General features: G+C 64.3%; 12 protein-coding genes. 1 reads left to right on the forward strand and 11 read right to left on the reverse strand.

Going from position 1 to position 18,605, the window contains the following annotated elements:
- Positions 1-68: 68 nt before the first annotated feature.
- Positions 69-1,412, forward strand: coding sequence for a folylpolyglutamate synthase/dihydrofolate synthase family protein (locus CO676_RS13050; protein ID WP_014766509.1), 1,344 nt, complete (start codon positions 69-71; stop codon positions 1,410-1,412).
- Positions 1,413-1,646: 234 nt separating this feature from the next.
- On the opposite strand, the gene trxA is transcribed toward CO676_RS13050, so the two are convergent.
- The 11 genes from trxA to CO676_RS13105 form a co-directional block, all read right to left on the reverse strand.
- Positions 1,647-1,967 carry a thioredoxin gene (trxA, locus tag CO676_RS13055; RefSeq protein WP_014766510.1) on the reverse strand — a complete coding sequence of 107 codons (321 nt, stop codon included), beginning with the start codon at positions 1,965-1,967 and terminating at the stop codon, positions 1,647-1,649.
- Positions 1,968-2,048: 81 nt separating this feature from the next.
- Positions 2,049-5,618, reverse strand: coding sequence for a double-strand break repair helicase AddA (addA, locus tag CO676_RS13060; protein WP_097521359.1), 3,570 nt, complete (start codon positions 5,616-5,618; stop codon positions 2,049-2,051).
- Positions 5,608-8,781: a double-strand break repair protein AddB gene (addB, locus tag CO676_RS13065; protein WP_097521360.1), complete on the reverse strand. Its 3,174-nt coding sequence runs from the start codon at positions 8,779-8,781 to the stop codon at positions 5,608-5,610. Before addB ends, addA begins: the two co-directional genes overlap by 11 nt.
- Position 8,782: 1 nt before the next feature.
- On the reverse strand, positions 8,783-9,514 hold the full coding sequence (locus tag CO676_RS13070; protein ID WP_097521361.1) for a nucleotidyltransferase family protein: 732 nt from the start codon (positions 9,512-9,514) through the stop codon (positions 8,783-8,785).
- A 9-nt stretch (positions 9,515-9,523) separates the two neighbouring features.
- Positions 9,524-11,035, reverse strand: a complete 1,512-nt coding sequence (gene tsaE / locus CO676_RS13075; protein WP_097521362.1) for a tRNA (adenosine(37)-N6)-threonylcarbamoyltransferase complex ATPase subunit type 1 TsaE — start codon at positions 11,033-11,035, stop codon at positions 9,524-9,526.
- A complete protein-coding gene (locus CO676_RS13080) occupies positions 11,036-13,519 on the reverse strand; it encodes a PAS domain-containing sensor histidine kinase (protein WP_097521388.1) in 2,484 nt (827 codons plus the stop codon).
- A gap of 292 nt (positions 13,520-13,811) precedes the next feature.
- Complete coding sequence (gene ahcY / locus CO676_RS13085) at positions 13,812-15,212, reverse strand: adenosylhomocysteinase (RefSeq protein WP_097521363.1); 1,401 nt, start codon at positions 15,210-15,212, stop codon at positions 13,812-13,814.
- 193 nt (positions 15,213-15,405) lie between these two features.
- Positions 15,406-15,699 (reverse strand): HPr family phosphocarrier protein, encoded by a 294-nt coding sequence (locus CO676_RS13090; protein WP_014766517.1) that lies wholly within the window; start codon positions 15,697-15,699, stop codon positions 15,406-15,408.
- Positions 15,696-16,097 carry a PTS sugar transporter subunit IIA gene (locus CO676_RS13095; RefSeq protein WP_014766518.1) on the reverse strand — a complete coding sequence of 134 codons (402 nt, stop codon included), beginning with the start codon at positions 16,095-16,097 and terminating at the stop codon, positions 15,696-15,698. Before CO676_RS13095 ends, CO676_RS13090 begins: the two co-directional genes overlap by 4 nt.
- A 155-nt stretch (positions 16,098-16,252) precedes the next feature.
- On the reverse strand, positions 16,253-16,675 hold the full coding sequence (locus CO676_RS13100) for a serine kinase (protein ID WP_048657525.1): 423 nt from the start codon (positions 16,673-16,675) through the stop codon (positions 16,253-16,255).
- A 29-nt stretch (positions 16,676-16,704) separates the two neighbouring features.
- Positions 16,705-18,492: a sensor histidine kinase gene (locus CO676_RS13105; protein WP_014766520.1), complete on the reverse strand. Its 1,788-nt coding sequence runs from the start codon at positions 18,490-18,492 to the stop codon at positions 16,705-16,707.
- Positions 18,493-18,605: the final 113 nt, after the last annotated feature.

The raw sequence follows: 18,605 nt of genomic DNA on the forward strand, positions 1-18,605 counted from the left end.
TTTTGATTTGCTGCAATTCCGTTCTAAGGAATCATCGAGCAGCGGATCATCTTTTGCGAGGCAGGAACATGACGGCGGCACAGGTCAGCGAGGCGGCGCAGGAGATCGACAAGCTTCTTGCCCTGCATCCCAAGGGGTTCGACCTGTCGCTCGACAGGATCACGCGGCTGCTCGCCGCGCTTGGAAACCCGCAGGACCGCCTGCCGCCGATCATCCATGTCGCCGGCACGAACGGAAAAGGCTCCGTCACCGCATTTTCCCGGGCAATCCTGGAGGCGGCGGGTCTCAGCGTTCATGTGCACACATCGCCGCATCTGGTGAACTGGCACGAGCGTTATCGGCTTGGCGTCGCGAGCGGCAAGGGTGCGCTCGTCAGCGATCCGGTTCTCGCCGATGCGGTACGCCGCGTTGCGAAAGCCAATGCCGGCGAGAAGATCACCGTCTTCGAAATCCTGACGGCGGTCACCTTCGTGCTGTTCGCAGAGCACCCGGCCGATGTTGCGATCATCGAGGTCGGTCTCGGCGGCCGCTTCGATGCGACGAATGTTATCGCCCGGCCGGCGGTTTCCGTCATCATGCCGATCTCGCTCGATCACCAGGCCTATCTCGGCGACCGCGTAGAACTGATCGCCGCCGAAAAGGCCGGAATCATGAAGCGCGGCTGCCCGGTGGTGATCGGCCATCAAGAGGAAGATGGTGTGCGCGACGTGCTCGTCGATACGGCCGAGCGGCTCGGCTGCCCGATGTCCGTGTATGGCCAGGATTTCATGGCGCATGAGGAATTCGGCAGGTTGATTTTCCAGGACGAGAACGGCCTTGCCGACCTGCCGCTGCCGCGCCTGCCGGGCCGGCACCAATATGCCAATGCCGCGGCGGCGATCCGCGCCGTCCGGGCGGCCGGGTTCGACGTTCCGGAAGCGGCGATCGAGAAGGGCCTGGCCGGCGTCGAATGGCCGGGGCGCCTGCAGCGACTGGCCGGCGGCAAGCTTTCGCACTATGGACCGCCGGCCGCCGAGATCTGGATTGACGGCGGCCACAATCCCGGCGCCGGCCAGGTCATAGCCGAAGCGATGGCCTCCTTCGAGGAACGCGATCCGCGGCCGCTGTTTCTGATAATCGGCATGATCAACACCAAGGATCCGGTCGGCTACTTCAGGGCCTTCCTCGATCTCGCCGAACAGGTCTTCACCGTGCCGATCCACGCCTCGGACGCGGGCCTTGATCCGGTGGCGCTGGCCGCCGACGCGGCCGCTGCCGGGTTGGAGGCCAATGCCACCTCCTCGGTCGCCGAAGCGCTCGGTCTCATCGCCGAACTCACCGAAGAGGACCCCGTGCCGCCGCGCATCCTGATCGGCGGTTCTCTCTATCTCGCCGGCGATGTGCTCGCCGAAAACGGCACGCCGCCGCGGTAGTAGGACGAGTTCGGCTCAGCTGCGTCTGCCCTCATCCCGCTGCCGCGACCTTCTCCCCATTTTGAGGGGGAGAAGGGATTTGCCGCGAGCTCTTAAGTCCCTCGCCCCGCGCGCTGGGAAAGGCTCTAAAGATCTGGGGTAAGGGGCAAGCTCAAGCCTCGGCTGTCTCGGACGAGCAAGAAAAAAGCCCGGCGAGCCGGGCTTTTCGATAGCGCTTTTCAAAAATTCGGCGGCTTAGACCGCGTTGGAAATCCACGAGCTGAGCGCGGTCTTCGGCGCGGCGCCGACCTTGATGTCGGCAACTTCGCCGGCCTTGAACATGGCGAGCGTCGGAATCGAGCGAACTCCATATTGGGCGGCCAGTTCGGGGTTTTCATCGATGTTGAGCTTGACGACCTTGACCTTGCCGGCCAGTTCGGTGGCGATCTCTTCAAGGCTCGGCGCAATCATTTTGCACGGGCCGCACCATTCGGCCCAGAAGTCGACGACGACCGGCTCGGCGGAATTCAGGACTTCTTTTTGAAAATTGGACGCATCGACTTTTACAGTTGCCATCGGCTGCTCCTTCGGAATGGCATTGTCCAGATATTGTGCCTCATGTGAGGCCTCGCCACTGGATTTTCAATATCGTGTATCTCACTTTGTCGCGAGCTCTTCAAGGCTCGCGTCCAGCATCGTGTCGGGAAGCACCCGGACCGCCGGACCTTCCGTGAAGATCAGCGCAGAGCGAAATTGCTTGCCAGGATAAAGCGGCTTCAACAGTTCGCGATAAATGGCGAGCTGCCGTCGGTAAACGGTCGGAACCTCGTCGGCCGAGGCCGGCACGTCGCGGTTGGTCTTGTAATCGGCAATCGTCACCGTGTCGCCGGCAATCGCCAGGCGGTCGAGCCGGCCTGACACGGCGAACGCATGACTGCCGAGCGTGAGCGTTCCCATGACGGACACCTCGGCGCGGCTGTCCTCGCCAAAAAGCGACTGCAGGTCCGGATGATCGAGCACGTCCATCACGGCACCGGCGAGCGCCTGCCGCTCTGCCTCCGGCCAGCGCGGTACGGCGCGGCTCAGATAGCGTTCCGCCGCGTCGCGCCGCTCCGGACCGTCGAGCATCGGGAGCACCTGCAGCAGCCGATGCAGGATCGCGCCGCGCAGCATCGAGGCCTTGGGCGCAGTAGGCCCTGCAAAGAGAGCCGAGCCGACGATCGACTCCTGATCCGAATCGTCGATGGCCACGCTCGTTCCGGAAGGGGCGAGCGGCCGCGGCAGTCGGCGCTGCGGCGGCAAGGGCGTGAACAGCGCCGGCGGCAGGCCGGAGGCCATTGAATCAGGCTCACTGCCCGTGTTGCCGCTTGTCGGGATGATGACCGGCACATGCGCTTCGCGCCAGACATGGCCTGTCCATTCCTCGCCTCCGGCGCGGAAGGCCATCGGCGTCGCTCTGCCTTTTGGGTCGTGCGACAGCGTCCCCTGAACCAACGCATGCCAGGTGTCGAGGTTCTGCCGCTGGCCACGATAACCGCAGACGATCAGCCGATCCGCGGCGCGCGTCATGCCGACATAGAGCAGGCGGCGATATTCTTCTTCCGCCAGTCGCTTCAGTCGATCGTTGTCGGCGGCGATCAGCGAATTCGGCGTCGAGCCGGGCGCCCGCCAGACGGGGACGCTGACGAGCGAGCCGTCGGTCTGTTGCTTCTCCAGAAAGCGCAGGTCCGATACCTGCTGGCTGACGAAGGCGGTGCCGCCGCCGTCGACAAGGAAGACGACCGGCGCCTCGAGGCCCTTGGCGGCATGCACGGTCATGACGCGGACCTCGTCGCGCTCCTTGTCCTGCTCGCGCTTGACCGTCGGCGCTTCGATCTCGAGCGTCGAGATGAAGGCCTGCAGGCCGGGGAGCCCACTCCGCTCGTGGTCGAGCGCGAAGGTGAGGAATTCGTCGAGGATGTCGCTGACCTCGCTGCCGAGCCGCGCCAGGAAGGCGCGCCGGCCGCCATGGGTCCCCAGCACCCGGGCGTAGAAGTCATGCGGCAGCAGGTTGCGGGCAAGCTCGCCGTAACCGGCAAGGGTCCGCACGACCCCGTGATAGCGGCTCGATTCGTCCGTACCGAGCTGTTGCAGCCGCTGCCAGAGGCTTTCGCCCTCCGCCCGGCGTCCCGCCAGTTCGAAGACATCCTCCTCGCCGAGATTGAGGAGCGGGCTCTTCAACAGCGCCGCGAGTGACAGGTCGTCCTCCGGCAGAAGTACGAAGCGGCCGAGTGCCATCAGGTCCTGGATGGCGATGTGGTTGGTCAGCACCAGCCGGTCGGCACCGGCAACCGGAATATTGCCGCGGCGCTTCAGCGCGCGTGTCAGGGCGTTGACGAAGGCATCGCGCTTGCGCACCAGCACGATGACGTCGCCCGGCCGCATCGGCCGCCGGACGCCCTTTTCGATCACGGTCTCCCTGCCGATCCAGTCTTCGAGCACGGCCGCGATCCGCCGGGCGAGAATGTTCACCGGTGCGCGCTCGGGCGTCGCATCGAACGGCGCCGTCCAGTCGTCTTCGGAGGTGGCTGGCTCAGGGGCGATGACGTCCCAGATGTCGACGGCTCCTGGGTGGCCAATCCGGTTGGAGGCATGCACGACCGCCTCGCTCCGGGCGCTGAGCCCCTTGGCATTGCCCGGATTGGCAAAGACCGTATCGACGGCGGAAAGCACGTCAACAGTCGAGCGGAAGGAGAGCTGCAGGCGGATGGGGCTGAAATATTTGTTGCCGGCGCGCACCCTGCGCTCGGTCAGGATGCTTTCGCGCGAAAAGCGCTCCGGACGTGCGCCCTGGAAGGAATAGATCGACTGTTTCTCGTCGCCGACCGCAAAGATCGTCCGGTCGTCCGCGCGCGCTGTTTCGCCGGCAAAGAAATCGGCGGCAAGCGCCTGGATGATCGTCCATTGCGCGGGGCTCGTATCCTGTGCCTCGTCGACGAGAATATGGTCGATACCCTGGTCGAGCTTGTAATGCACCCAGGCGCCGACGTCGCTGCGGGCAAGCAGCGCCGCCGTGCGGTTGATCAGGTCCTCGAAATCGAGCTGGCTGCGCCTCTTCTTGAGGTCCTCGTAGTCCCGATTGAGCCTTTCCGCGAGGATCAGCGCCGCGCGTGTCGCCTCATACATGCGCACGATGCTGAGGCGATCGGCACAGGAGACGATGTGCTGGCGTGCTTCCTCGATCAGCGGTGTTAGCTGCGGCGCCTGCGCCAGCATCGCCTTGTTGAAAAACGCAGAGTCCGCCTTCGGCTTGCCGCCGCCGTTGAAGAACACGCGCAGAAGTCCGGCGAAGCGCTCCTCCGCATTCCCGGCCGCGCGGACGACCGCCAGCCCCTTTGCAATCTCGCCGGGCTTCATACCACCGAGGCTGAGCGCAAGCTCGATATATTGCTCGAGGGCAGTGCCGTTGAGGCCGGCAAGCGGCCAGGCGCCGGCCATCACGCTCGCGGCCGATTCTCCCGGAGCGAGACCGAGCGCCGCTCGCAATTGCCTCTCCCGCCCGCCGCGTTCGGTGGCGCGGTCGAGAAAGGCCTGGATGGGCGCGCGGTTCGCCACGATCGCCTGCAGCAGTTTTTCGAGACCCGTGTCGTCGGCAAGGTCGAGAACCGCCGCAAAGGCATCGGCAAGCTCCGTCTCGTGCTCAGCGGCGGTGGCCGTCAGCAAAGCGCGTCGCGCGTCGGCGAGCAGCACCGCCGCGGCCCGGTCGTCGAGGACCGAAAAATGGCCTGCCACATTGGCCTCGAGCGGAAACTGGTGAAGCAGGGCCTCGCAGAAGGCGTGAATCGTCTGGATCTTCAGACCGCCGGGGGTTTCGAGCGCCTTTGCAAAGAGCCGCCGCGCCTCCTGGATCTTGGCGACCGAAGGGCGTGCGCCTTCGATCGTCTCGATGCGCTTTTCCAAGGCGGCGTCATCGATCGTTGCCCATTCGGCGAGACGCTCGAAGATGCGGTTCGACATCTCGGAGGCCGCCGCCTTCGTATAGGTCAGGCAGAGAATCGCGGAGGGCCGGCAGCCGGCGAGCAGCAGCCGGATGACTCGCTGCGTCAGCACATGCGTCTTGCCCGAGCCAGCATTGGCCGAGACCCAGGCCGAGCGGGCGGGATCCGAGGCAAGCGATTGCCGCTCCGTCGTCCAGTCGAGCCACGCCTTGGGCGTCCTCTCCTCCGGGCCGGAGGCGTCATTCCTCATCGTCGTCCTCCCCTTCGGCGGTCGCCCATTCGGCGACGCGTGCCAGGTGGTCGTACTCGCCGCCATAGTCCCGCTCCTTCTGGACGATTAGGCGCGAGGCGAAGCCATATCGACCGCTGGTGAGCCCGGTAAGCAGCTTCTTCAGTTCGGCAAGCGAATCTTCCGCCAGCTGGTCGGCAGATTTGGTCTCCTTCGACTTGCTGTTCTCGTTATTGACGGTGTCGACGACAAAGCGGCTGCCGGGCTTCAGGCGCACATAGCGCAGCGAATGCGGCCGGGCGGGTCCGATCGTGCCGAAAGCGCCGGCCTTGAGCGCCGCCGCTTCGAGCGCCAGTTGCGGGTCGAGCAGCGCCCGCGCTTCTCTGGCGGAGGGGCTGGAGCCGGTCTTGTAGTCGATGATATCGATGACGCCGCCCACGAGCCTGTCGAGGCGGTCGGCAATGCCGGTCAGCCTTATGTCGGCAATGCCGAGGTCCATTGCGGCAGGAACTTCGGTGAAAGACCAGACGATCTCATGACGGCGCTCCCGCTCCCAGGAAAGGAACGTCCTCGCCACCGCTTCGAAGCGTGGCCGCCAGATTGTGTCTATGTGAGCCGGGAGATTTTCCTCGTCGAAGGCCTCCCCGATCAGCCGCGCCATCGCCTCTTCACCGTCGCGGGAGGCGGGATCGAAGCCGCCTTTGACGAAGCGGTCGACGATCCGGTGGTAGAGCAGGCCGCGTTCGGCAGCACCCGGATCGCAGTTGAAGGGGTCGATCGGCTGCAGCCGCAAGATGCGCCGCGCGTAGATGGAATAGGGATCGCGGCGAAGTCGGGCCACCTCGCTGAACGAATATTTGCGCGGCTGCAGTTCGACCGGCGGCTTCGGCTGCGGCCTCTCGCTGAGCGGCTGGCGCTCGCCATCGTCGAGGATACGCATAAAGTGGAGATAACTGGCGCCATTCGCCTTGAGCTGCTCGGTCAATGTCTTGCCGCCGAGCGCCTGCAGGCGTTGCAGCCATCGCGAGGCGACCGTCGGAGCCGAGCCCTGGCGCATGGATCTGGAAAGGATCAAGCGGCGCGTTCCGCAGGCCATCTGCAAATCATGGGCAAGCTGGCCGATGCGTCGTTCGGGCGGTTCGAGGCCGATTCCGGACTTCATGGTCCGCGACAGAAACGGGTCGTTCGAGGTCTGCCCCGGCCAGGTGCCCTCGTTCATGCCGCCGAGCACGATGAGGTCGACGCTTTGCAGACGCGATTCCAGCGCCCCGAAGATAAAGACGCGCGGGTGCCGCATCGACCGAGGCTTGACCGCTTCGCTGGCGGCAAGCGCCTCGACGATATCGCACCATTGCCGCCCGTCGGCCTCCATCTGCCCGTCGGTCTCGATGATCCCCTTAAGCAGCGTCGCCAATGCTTCGCCGGCTTCCGAAGCCCACAACCCGCCGAGGCTGCCGCGCTCGTCGATGCTGACCGCTTCCAGTGCTCGGCCGGTGCGCTCCGCCCATTCGGCCAGGGTCAGGACTGTCATGTGGCGGCCGCTTTCTGGGCCGCCGGAGATGGTGCTCGCCAGCGGCTCGACAGCCGCTGAAATTCGCCGGGCGAGGGCCCGTGCGAGTTCGACATCGTTCTGACCAATTCCGCCGCGCCAGGGCCTCGGATGCCGCTCAGTCCGCTGCCTCGCGAGTGCCTTGTCGAGCACCACTTCGAGAGCGGAAATATCGGATACGTCGGTGCCGCCGCGCAGCGCAAGAAGCTCCAGCACGTCGGCTGCATGCCGCGCGGCTTCCGCCGCCTGGCCGAAGCGGGCGAGCGGGTGCTTCAGAAGCGCTACCAGGGCCACCGGGTCGTCCGGTCTGAGAGTCGCCTCGATCAACAGCCGCGTGAGCGCGCCTGCCGCGGTGGCCGAGAGCGGCACGCCAGCGGAATCATCGGCCTCGATGCCGAATCGGGCGAGCTCCGCGCCGACCCGTCGCGCCAAGCCGCGATCGGGTGTGATCAGCGCCGCCTGGCTCTCTTCGTCGCCTTCGAGCGCGAGCCTCAGCGCAATCGCGATCGCGGTCGCCTCCTCGCGCTCGTTCGCCGCCTCGATCAGCGCCACGTCGGCGAAGGCGGCAAAGAGCCTCTCCGCCGCAAAGCTCTCGCGGGCCTCGGTCCAACGATCGGTGGCTTGGGCCGGCAACAGTGCCCGCGAAAGAACCACGGCTCGATCGCCGAGGTCATCGTCGAGCGACCCCAGCACCGGCACTTCGCGGCGTTCGATGCGCATGCGCTGCAGGAGGCGATGAAAACCATATTGTGGGTGCGTACGGCTTGCCGGGTCTCGTGCCGCCAAGGCGGCCCCGTTGCCGCCGATCAGCTCCCATTCCGCGTCGCTCATCTCCAGGTCGAGGCCGGGAAGCACGATGGTGCCGTTCGACAACGCCTTCACCGCGGCGATCAGGGCCGCGGTCGCAGGTATCGAGCCGGTCGAGCCGGCGATGATGATCGGCCCATCGACCTTGCCGGCGGCGATGCGCTGTGTTTCAGCCTTGAGCACGGCGTTGCGATGGCGCGCCGGCGAGGAATGTTTGAGCTCGTTAAGGCGGTCCGGCCAATAGGTCCGGGCAATCTTCAGGAAGGCGAGCGTCAATTGCCACCAGAGCGCATGCTCGCCGCCGTCGAGACCGTCGAGCGCATCCCAGTCGAGCTCCTCCGTCTCGATCGCGTCGATCAGCTCGGCGAGATTGCGCGCCAACCAGATGGCGTCGGCCGGGCTTGCCGGGGCGATCAGCGGGCTTTCGGCATGAATGTCGAGGACCACCTGCGGCAGTCGGTTGCGCCAGGCGAGAATGAGGCGGGCGAGCTCGATTAGCCGCGCCGTGCCGGAGAGCGGTGGGGCAAGATCGAGGATCGCCGGAACCTCGGCGTCGAAGAAGCCGTTGTCATCCTCCGTCTCGCCCAGCGCGCGGATCATCGGCAGGATCGCCGAGCGGCCGCCGAGCAGGTCGACGAATTCCGAGCGCAGAACGCGGGCCGAACGCCGGGTCGGAACGAAGATCGTCACGCCGGCGAGCGCCAGCGGATCGGCCGGATCATATTGGAAGTCCGGCGTCAGCGCGCCGCCCAACAGTTTTTCCGCCAGCGTTTTCAGGAAGGGCAGGCCGGCTGGGATCGTGAAGACGTTGGAAGCGCGGCCGGGCAAGCTAGCCTCCCGGCTCGAACCGCCGGACCACAGCTTCGGCCTCGTCGATCGCCTCCGGCGTGCCGACGGTCATCCATTGGCCTTGCAGCATCAGACCGAACAGCCTTTCCCTGGCGATCGCCCGATCGAAATAGACGTTGAGATTGAACGCGTCACTGGGCGCATCGGCGAAAAGCCGCGAGTCCATGGCGATCGCGCCGGCATAGACGACGGGATTTTCCATGTCTTCTTCATAGCGCGTCAGCCGCCCGCTTCTGGACAGCGAAAAATCCTTCTTGCCGTTGTGACCGGTCGTGTCCTCCAGGCGCACGCAGAGCAAAGCCATGTCCATGCGCTCGGGATCGAAGAATTCGGCGAGCCTCTGCAGATTGCAGGGTTGCTCAGCCTCCTCGCCGACCCAGAAGAGATCGGCATTCATCACCAGGACCGGCCCGTTGTCGAGAAGCTTCAGTCCCTTGGCGAGTCCGCCGCCGGAATTCATCAGCGCATCCCGCTCGTCCGAAATCAGGATCCGCGGCGTTTCGCGCCGGCTGAGATGAGCTTCCATCTGGTCGGCGAAATGATGGACGTTCACCGCCGCCTTGGTCACGCCGGCAGCCGCGAGCAGGTCCAGGACATAATCGATCATCGGCTTGCCGGCGATCCGGACGAGCGGTTTCGGCAGAGTGTTGGTGATCGGCCGCAGGCGGATGCCCAGTCCGGCTGCGAGCACCATGGCATTGGTGATAGGCATGATTTCCCGTCAGTTTGCTGATTCGCTAACCAGGATTCCAGCCTTAATGCACCATTCGCGCAAGGGTGTCAGCACTTCATGCGTCAATGCATGCTGCAGATAGGCGAAGGTTCGTGGCATGTGCTTCATATAGCCGGGCTTGCCGTCGCGCTGCATCAGCCGCACCCAGATGCCGGCCAGTTTGCAATTGCGTTGCGCCGCCATCAGGTGCCAGTCGCGCAGGAAGGCCGCCTCATCGAAGCCGCCCTGCGCCTTGCGCTCGGCCACATAGGCGCCCAGCAGCCGTTCCGCCAGCCTACGATCGATTGTCACGCGCGCATCCTGCACCAGCGCGGCAACGTCGTAAGCCGTTGGCCCGATCATCGCATCCTGGAAGTCGATGATGCCGATCCGCTCGAGGCCAAGGCGATCGGGCCGCCAGAGGATGTTGGGCGAATGGAAGTCACGCAGCAGCAGGTTCTTTTCGCCTGAGCCGAGAATGTCGATCAATTCGTCCCAGATCGCGAAATAGTCGCTTCGCTCCGTGTCGGAGGCAGGCAGCCCTCGCTTCCATGGCAGGTACCAATCGATCAAGAGGCTCGTCTCGATCTTGATTGCCGTGCGGTCGAAATCGGGAATGTGATGAACGATGCCGTCGGCGATCGCGATGTCACGCTCAGCCGTCTCGGCATGAAGTCGGCCAAGCAGCCGTACGGCCTCGATATAGCGGTCCGCAATGGGCCGTGCTTCGGCATCGAGGATACCCTCCGAGCCCAGGTCCTCGATGAGCAGCAGCCCTTTGCCGAGATCGCGCGCATAGATCGCCGGCGCCGCAAAGCCGCGCTTGCGCAGGAGCTCGGAAATGGCGACGAAGGGGATGACGTCCTCGGCAAGATGGGCGAGCTGCTGGTAGTATTTGCCATCCTGGAGGATGGGGCCGGGCTTGTGCTTCGCCGCGTCCATGAGGATTTTCGCCGGCTCACCGTCGGCCGAATGGATGCGCTCATAGGCCCGCACCGAGGCGTCGCCGCTCAGGTGCCGGCGACGCGCGTCCGCATGACCGGCATCGGACAGAAAAGCGCGGATGGCGAGCGAGCGGGCAATCCGCTCGAGGGCCGCGTCGGGCCCCGTAATGCGCACACGACGCCCTTCGCTCTCATGTGTGAAGCTCAGTGTGATGCGTTGGGCGGGCAGCGCTTCCTCGGCCTTCTCCGGCCATTCGACGAGACAGATGCCTTCCGACAGGGCCTCGTCAAAACCGAGCTCGTCGAGCTCCGAAGCGTCGGCGAGGCGGTAAAGATCGAAATGCGCGACCGGGATTCGAAGATCGTAGGCCTGTACCAGGGTGAAGGTGGGGCTTGGCACCTCCAGCGAATCGTCGTCGGCCATCGCCCGCAGAAAAGCGCGCGCGATGGTCGATTTCCCCGCCCCGAGATCGCCCGAAAGCCCGACGCAGTCGCCCTTCTTCAAGGCCAGCGCCAGGTCTTCGCCCAGTTCGATCGTCGCGGCTTCATCCTTCAGCAGGCGTTCGAGAGACTTCATCTATTCCGCCGCGATGATCTTCGGCATGTCGGCGGAAGGGATGCGGCAGGTGACTTCCGTGCCTTCGCCTTCCTTGCTGCGGATCGAGACGGTGCCGTGATGCAGGCTGACAAAACTCTCGACGATCGACAGGCCGAGACCCGCGCCGCCGCTCTGGCCGTAGCTCTCGAAGCGGTTGAACACGGTGTTCAGCACGTCCTGCGGGATGCCCGGTCCCGTATCGGTGACCGAGAAGACGAAATCGCTGCCTTCACGCCGGCATTGGAGGTCGATCGTGCTGCCGTCCGGCGCGAAATTGGCGGCATTGGTCAAGAGCTTGATGAAGACCTGCTTCAGCCGCTGCTGGTCGGCGGTGATGCGCCCGAGATTGTCGGGCGCGTCGATCCTCAGCGAGACGCCGCTCTCGGTCAGCCTGTCGGCCATCTGCTGCGCCACGTCGTCGAGCAGGTCCAAGAGGTTCACCTCGGACATGTCGAGTTCGACGATGCCGGCATCGACGGTTGCAAGGTCGAGGATATCGTTGACAATCGTCAGCAGGAGCGAGGAGGAGGTGGCGATGTGGTCGACATATTCCGCCTGGCGCTCGTTGAGATCGCCGAAGGCCGGCGTCTTCAAGAGATCGGCAAAGCCGATGATGTTGGTCAGCGGCGAGCGCAGCTCGTAGGAGACGTGATGGACGAAATCGTTCTTCAGCGCATCCGCCTTGCGCAAGGCCTCGTTCTTTTCCGTCAGCGCTCGCTCGACGCGCACGCTGTCGGTGATGTTGACGAAGGTCAGCATCGTCTGGGCGTTGGGCAGCGGAATGACGGCATAGTCGAGGATCAGTCCGGTGCGCAGCTCCAGGATGCCGCGGCTCGACGGCCGCTCGTCGTCGAAGCTGGTGATGATATGGGCGAAGCGCTTCCAGCCGTCCGGCTGGTCGTATGAGGCGAGGCACGCCTGCTCGACGGCACGGATATGGGTGCCGGGCTTGGCCTCCGCCTCGCTGATGCCCCAGATCGCCCGGAAGGCCGGATTGGATAGCCGCATGCGGCCGTCGGGCCCGAAGACGGCGACGCCCTCGGCTAGGTGATCGATCGTTTCGCCCTGAACCTGCACGAGCGTGTTGTAGCGGGTTTCGAGATCGACCTTTTCGGTCAGGTTCTCGAAGACCCAGGTCACGCCGCCCTGTGGCCGTGCCGTCGCGAAAACGCGCAGGGTCTGCCCGTTGGGCAGGTGCCAGAGGTCGGACTGCGTATCGAGGGCCTGGTAGACCGACAGCGCGTTTGTCTTCCATTGCTTCCAGTTGAGCTGTTCCGGCAGCTTGCCGCCGGCTCTCAGCCGATCGAGCACTTCGCCGTTGTCGGGCTTGCGCTCCAGGAACCCCATGTCCAGCTCCCAGAGCCGCTGGAAGGCCTGGTTGTAGAATTGCAGGCGCTGATTGCCGTCGAAGATCGCGACGGGCGTCGCCAGGTGGTCGAGCGTTTCGGCATGGCTCTTCAGCGTGCGCGCCAGTTCCTCGCGCACCGATTCGATGCCGGAAATGTCGATGGCCATGCCCGCCGAGCCGGTGGGGGTGCGGGCGTCGACGACGTCGAAGAAGGTGCGGTTGCCCTTGACGACGGTCGAAAGCTTGTCGCGGTACGGCGTTTCGAAGGTCGAGACGGAGCGGATCTTTTCGCGCGCCGTAGTCGCCAGCAATTCGCGTCCCTCGGTCGCGGCCACAGCCGGGCTACGCGCATCGACCGCCTCCGCATAGGCCTCGTTGACCCATTCGAGCTTGCCGTCGGCGCCGCGCTGCCAGACCGGAAGGTCGACCGCGTCGAGAAGTGTGCGGAATGTCGAGAGCGAGGAATGCAACTGGTGACGCTCGAGCTTCAGTTCGGCCAGTTCGGCGCGCAGATTGTTGAGCGCGATGAAGCGCACGAAGGCTCGCCCGCCGGATACGCGTCCCTGCGCTTCCAGCACCTCGTTGCGCTGTGTTTCGAGCACCAGGTCGAAACTTTGCGCCTGGGCGCGCAAGGCCTCGATCGCCTTCTCGAGCTGGCCCGCCGATTGCGGCTTGATCCAGCGCCCGAAGGCAAGAAAATCCCGGTCGTCCTGCGGAGCGCCGGTCTCGACGGGAAGCTGCCCGAGGAATTCCGGGCGTTCGGCCAGTCCGTCCCAGACGACAATCCGGCGGTTCTTGTCGGCAATGAGCGCCTGGAAACGGGAGATCCGCTGGTTCGCATCCGAAAGGTCCGAGCGCAAGGCACGATTTTCCGCTTCGATATTGCCGCGCTGGCGGATGAGCCAGATCGCCGAAAGCATCGCTGCGGAGATGACGCCGATGAGCACGGAAAAGGTGACGACTTCGGAGGTGCCGAAAATCGATCTGGCGACCGGCGCGGAGGCCTGGGCGGCTGCGTCCGTTGCCGCCAAAAGCGCCGTGCCGGCGAACAACCGCCGCACCAGCCGGGAAGCCTTGCGGCCATCGCCGAAAAAGCTGAATCGTTCTCTTCTCATGGCGCCGTCCCCGTTGATCCGCAAAGTTCCGCCGACCTTGCGTCGCCATGCTCGAAACCCTCGAGGAGGGTTTGCGTCCGTTCCGATTGCATCCCCGGTCTGTCTCCGTCTGTTTGCCGCTTTCCGACAAGACATCCCCGCGCGTAACGCCTCAGGCCCCTCCGGCGTCACGAATCAATGACTTAACCATACTTCTTTGACGATTCACCGGAAAGTGCGCCGCCCAAAAAAGCGGCCGCGATCTCTTGTCAAGATCGCGGCCACAAGATGTTGTGGATTGCCCGGGTAAGGATTAGTACCGGTAGTGTTCGGCCTTGAACGGGCCCTGCGGCTTCACGCCGATATAGTCGGCCTGCTCTTCCGAAAGCTCGGTCAATCTGGCGCCGAGCTTGGCGAGATGCAGGCGAGCGACCTTCTCGTCGAGCTGCTTCGGCAGAATGTAGACCTCGTTGTTGTAGTTTTCGCCCTTGGTGAAGAGCTCGATTTGCGCCAGCACCTGGTTGGAGAAGGAGGCCGACATGACGAAGGACGGGTGACCGGTGGCGTTGCCGAGGTTCAACAGGCGGCCTTCCGAAAGCAGGATCAGCCGGTTGCCCTTCGGGAACTCGATCAGGTCCACCTGCGGCTTGACGTTCGTCCACTTCAGGTTCCTGAGCGCGGAGACCTGAATCTCGTTGTCGAAGTGGCCGATATTGCCGACGATCGCCATGTCCTTCATCTCGCGCATATGCTCGATGCGGATGACGTCCTTGTTGCCGGTGGTGGTGATGAAGATGTCGGCGGACGACACGACGTCCTCGAGCTGCACCACTTCGTAACCGTCCATGGCGGCCTGCAGCGCGCAGATCGGATCGATTTCGGTGACCTTGACGCGGGCGCCGGCGCCCTGCAGCGAGGCGGCCGACCCCTTGCCGACGTCGCCATAGCCGCAGACCACGGCGACCTTGCCGGCCATCATCACGTCGGTACCGCGGCGGATGCCGTCGACGAGCGACTCCTTGCAGCCGTACTTGTTGTCGAACTTCGACTTGGTGACGCTGTCGTTGACGTTGATTGCCGGGAAGGGCAGCAGGCCCTTGGCCTGGAGCTGGTACAGGCGGTTGACGCCGGTGGTCGTCTCTTCGGTCACGCCCTTGATGGCGTCGCGCTGCTTGGTGAACCAGCCCGGCGAGGCGGCAAGCCGCTTCTTGATCTGGGCGAAGAGGATTTCTTCTTCTTCCGAACCGGGATTCGAAAGCACGTTCTCGCCGGCTTCGGCGCGGGCGCCGAGCAGGATGTACATGGTGGCGTCGCCGCCATCATCGAGGATCATGTTGGAGAAGCCGCCATCGGTCCACTGGAAGATCTTGTCCGTATAGGCCCAATATTCTTCGAGGGTTTCGCCCTTGACGGCGAAGACCGGCACGCCGCTTGCAGCGATCGCCGCTGCCGCATGGTCCTGCGTGGAGAAGATGTTGCAGGACGCCCAGCGGACATCCGCGCCAAGCGCAACCAGGGTCTCGATCAGCACGGCGGTCTGGATGGTCATGTGCAGCGAGCCGGTGATGCGTGCGCCCTTCAGCGGCTTCGAAGCGCCGAATTCCTCACGGCAGGCCATCAGGCCCGGCATTTCCGTTTCGGCAATGGTAATTTCCTTGCGCCCGAAATCGGCAAGCCCGATGTCGGCGACAATATAGTCCTGAGTTGCGGTCATGGAGTTCTCCAGGCTGATCTTGGGGCGCGTCGGTCCTACAGAGTCCGGCGGCATGACGATGCCTCCCGCGCGTCACGTTCGCGGGGAGAGTGGGCTCGGTCTATCAGGAATCGCCGGGCAGGGCAACCGTCATATAAAGAGGTCTTTATATGTTTATATTACCGTGCCGGAGAGCGGGGCGGCCAGCAGGGGATCACATTTCCTCGCCGAACTTGTCGCGCACCAGCGCATCCAACGCGTTCAAGGCCTCTTCGGCCTGATTGCCGCTGGCGGCCACGAAGACCGTGCAGCCGGTGCTGGCGGCCAGCATCATCAGTCCCATGATGGATGTTCCGCCGACGGTCATTCCGTCTTTCGATACGGTGATCTCGGCGTCGTAGGCCTCGACCGTCTGCACGAATTTCGCCGAGGCCCGCGCATGCAGGCCGCGCTTGTTGATGATGAGCAGCTCGCGCGTCAGCGCCGTGTCGGGCAGGTGGTCCATCATTTTCCGCTCAGGACGCGGCTGGCGACATTGATGTATTTGCGGCCCGCCTCGGAAGCCTCGACAAGGGCCTTGTCCATGTCGCTCTCGCCCCGGACGCCGGCGAGCTTGATCAGCATCGGCAGGTTGACGCCGGCGATCACCTCTACGATGCCGCTGCGCATCACGGAAATGGCGAGATTGGAAGGTGTGCCGCCGAACATGTCGGTCAGGATGATGACACCGTTTCCTTCGTCGGCACTTTCGACGGCGTCGATGATATCCTGACGCCGCTGGTCCATGTCGTCCTCGGGGCCGATGCACACCGTCTCGATAGCTTTTTGCGGACCGACGACATGTTCCAATGCATGCCGAAACTCATCCGCCAGCTTGCCATGGGTGACAAGCACAAGTCCGATCATGGGTATCTTTGCTCCAACTGCAGTGCAATTCGTCGATGGTCAGATATCGCAATGCAGCAATTTCGTCCACCTGTTGGGGCGGCCATCTTGGCAAGGAAAAGCTGAAGTGCAAGCCAAAAATGCCGAAAAAGCAGTCGCCCTGCCTTTCGACAAGGCTAAAGGCCTAGTTTTTCCGGCAGCAATGCGGTGAGCGCATCGACCGGCGAAAGCAGAGTTTCAACGGGAAGGCGCAGCATCGGCAAGCTTCGCCCGATCTCGAGTTGCAGTTCCTCCTGCTCCGGGGGAAGGCGCGGATCGAAAGGCGCGCGGACCGGCAGGATCGCCCAGTCGAGGACACAGGCAGGCAATGTGTCGACTTCCGCTATGCCGCTGCCGCGGATTTCGATCAGGCCGCGGATCGCCGCAGGGCAGCGCGCCACGATCCGCTCGTTCGCGAGCGTCAGGTCGACCCGGTCGTCAGCAACGAGCGCCGCGAAGCGCCCGCGGCGTCGTAGTTCTGCAATGCAGGCGAGCGCCAGAGCCGATTTCCCCGATCCGGAAGGGCCGGTGACCAGAAAGCCGGTCGTGCCGAGCACCATGGCGGTGCCGTGGATGTTGCAGTGCGTGCTCACGTGTGCGGCTCGGCGGGAAGGGAAAGGATGAAGCGGGCACCGGTTACCTCACCGCCCTTGCCGACGATGTTTTCCGCCTTGAGCGTGCCGCCGTGGGCTTCGGCGATCTGGCGCGAAATCGACAGGCCGAGGCCGGAATTCTGGCCGAAATCCTCGGCCTCCGGCCGATCCGTGTAGAAACGCTCGAAAATCCGGTCAATGTCTTCCGCCTGAATGCCGGGACCGTTGTCCTCGACATAGACGAGGCAGCGCGACCGCGAACGGGTCAGGCGCAGGATGATCCGGCCGTTCGGTTCCGGCACGAAGGAGCGAGCGTTCTCGATGAGGTTGGTGATGATCTGCCCAATGCGCAGGTCGTAGCCGCTGACGATGAAGTTCGCCTTCGGATTGTCCTTGCGATCGACGACGAAGTCGAGCAGCACGGGCTTCTTCTTGCCGCGAATCTGCCGCGAGATGTCGATCATATCGCCGAGAAGTTTTTCCAGGTCGATCTTCTTCGCGTCGCTGCGCGCCAGTTCGGCATCGAGCCGCGAGGCGTCGGAAATGTCGCTGATCAGCCGGTCGAGGCGCCGGACATCGTGCTGGATGATGTCGAGCAGCCGCTTCTTCGACTCCTCCGTGCGCGCCAGCGGCAGGGTCTCGACGGCGCTCCTGAGCGAGGTGAGCGGATTCTTGAGCTCATGGCTGACATCGGCGGCGAAGTTCTCGATCGCGGCGATGCGATCGTAAAGCGCCGTCGTCATTTCCCGGAGCGCCACCGAAAGGTTGCCGATCTCGTCCTGGCGGGAGGAGAAGTCCGGGATTTCCTCGCGCTCCTTGGCGCCGCCGCGACGCACCCGGATTGCGGCTGCCGACAGTCGCCGCAACGGATTGGCGATCGTCGACGACAGGAGCAGCGAGAGAATGACGTTGACGAGCGCCGCCACGCCGAAGACGCGGATGATTGCCAGACGCTCGGCATGGACGATCTTGTCGATGTCGCCCGCCTGGGTGGAAAGCAGCAGGACGCCGAGCACCGCGCGAAAGCGCTGCACTGGCACCGCCACGGACACGATCAGCTCGCCCTTCTCTGTGACGCGCACCACCGCGCCGCGTACGCCGGTCAGCGCGTTCATCACCTCCGGATAGATCGAGCCGTTGCCGCCCGGCGGCTCCTTGTAGAGCGGCAGGTCACGCGGCTGCAGCAGGCGGTTGAACCAGGCGCTGATCTTATCGGAAACGCTCGACGTCTCCGGATCGACCGGCGGAAGATCGAAGCGGAGCACCTGGCCGCCGCTATAGAGATGGCGCGAGTCGAGCAGAAGGTCGGCATCGGCGTCGAACAGGCGAGCCCGCGTGCGTGTCGGCGAGATTAGCCTTCTGAGGACGGGCGCGACTCGTTCTTGGATGATCGGGAATTCCAGATCCTCGTCGCTCGGCAGCGGGGTTATGCTCTCGCCGGCCTGCAGCTCGAGCAGCTTTTGCGGGTCGATGGTGATCGAGTTGGTGTCGACCGACGCCGAGGCGGAGATGGCTCCGGCGATGATTTCGCCTTGGGTCAGCAGGCTTTCCACGCGGGCGTCGATGAGGCCCTCGCGGAACTGGTTCAGGTACATGATCCCGCCGACCAGAACGACGAGCGCGACGAGGTTGAAGAAGACGATGCGCCGCGTCAGGCTGGAGAAGACGGCGTTGCCGAACAGCCGCCGGATCAGCGTAAAGGGATGCGCCCATCGGCGCCTTCCACGCAGCGCCGATGACCGCCCGTCCGAATCTTCGATCTCGCCCTGCAAGACTTCTACCAAGTCTTCCGCTCCCACGACGAATATTCGCCGCCCTTTTTGTTTGCGTATCAGCCCCGGGCCAGCCTGCCGCTCTTGCGCCCAAGCCATCCTTCGGCGCCGCCTAATCCGCGATC

The sequence above is a fragment of the Sinorhizobium sp. BJ1 genome (genome assembly GCF_002531555.1).
In the GTDB taxonomy this organism is placed as follows: Bacteria; Pseudomonadota; Alphaproteobacteria; order Rhizobiales; family Rhizobiaceae; genus Sinorhizobium; species Sinorhizobium fredii_B.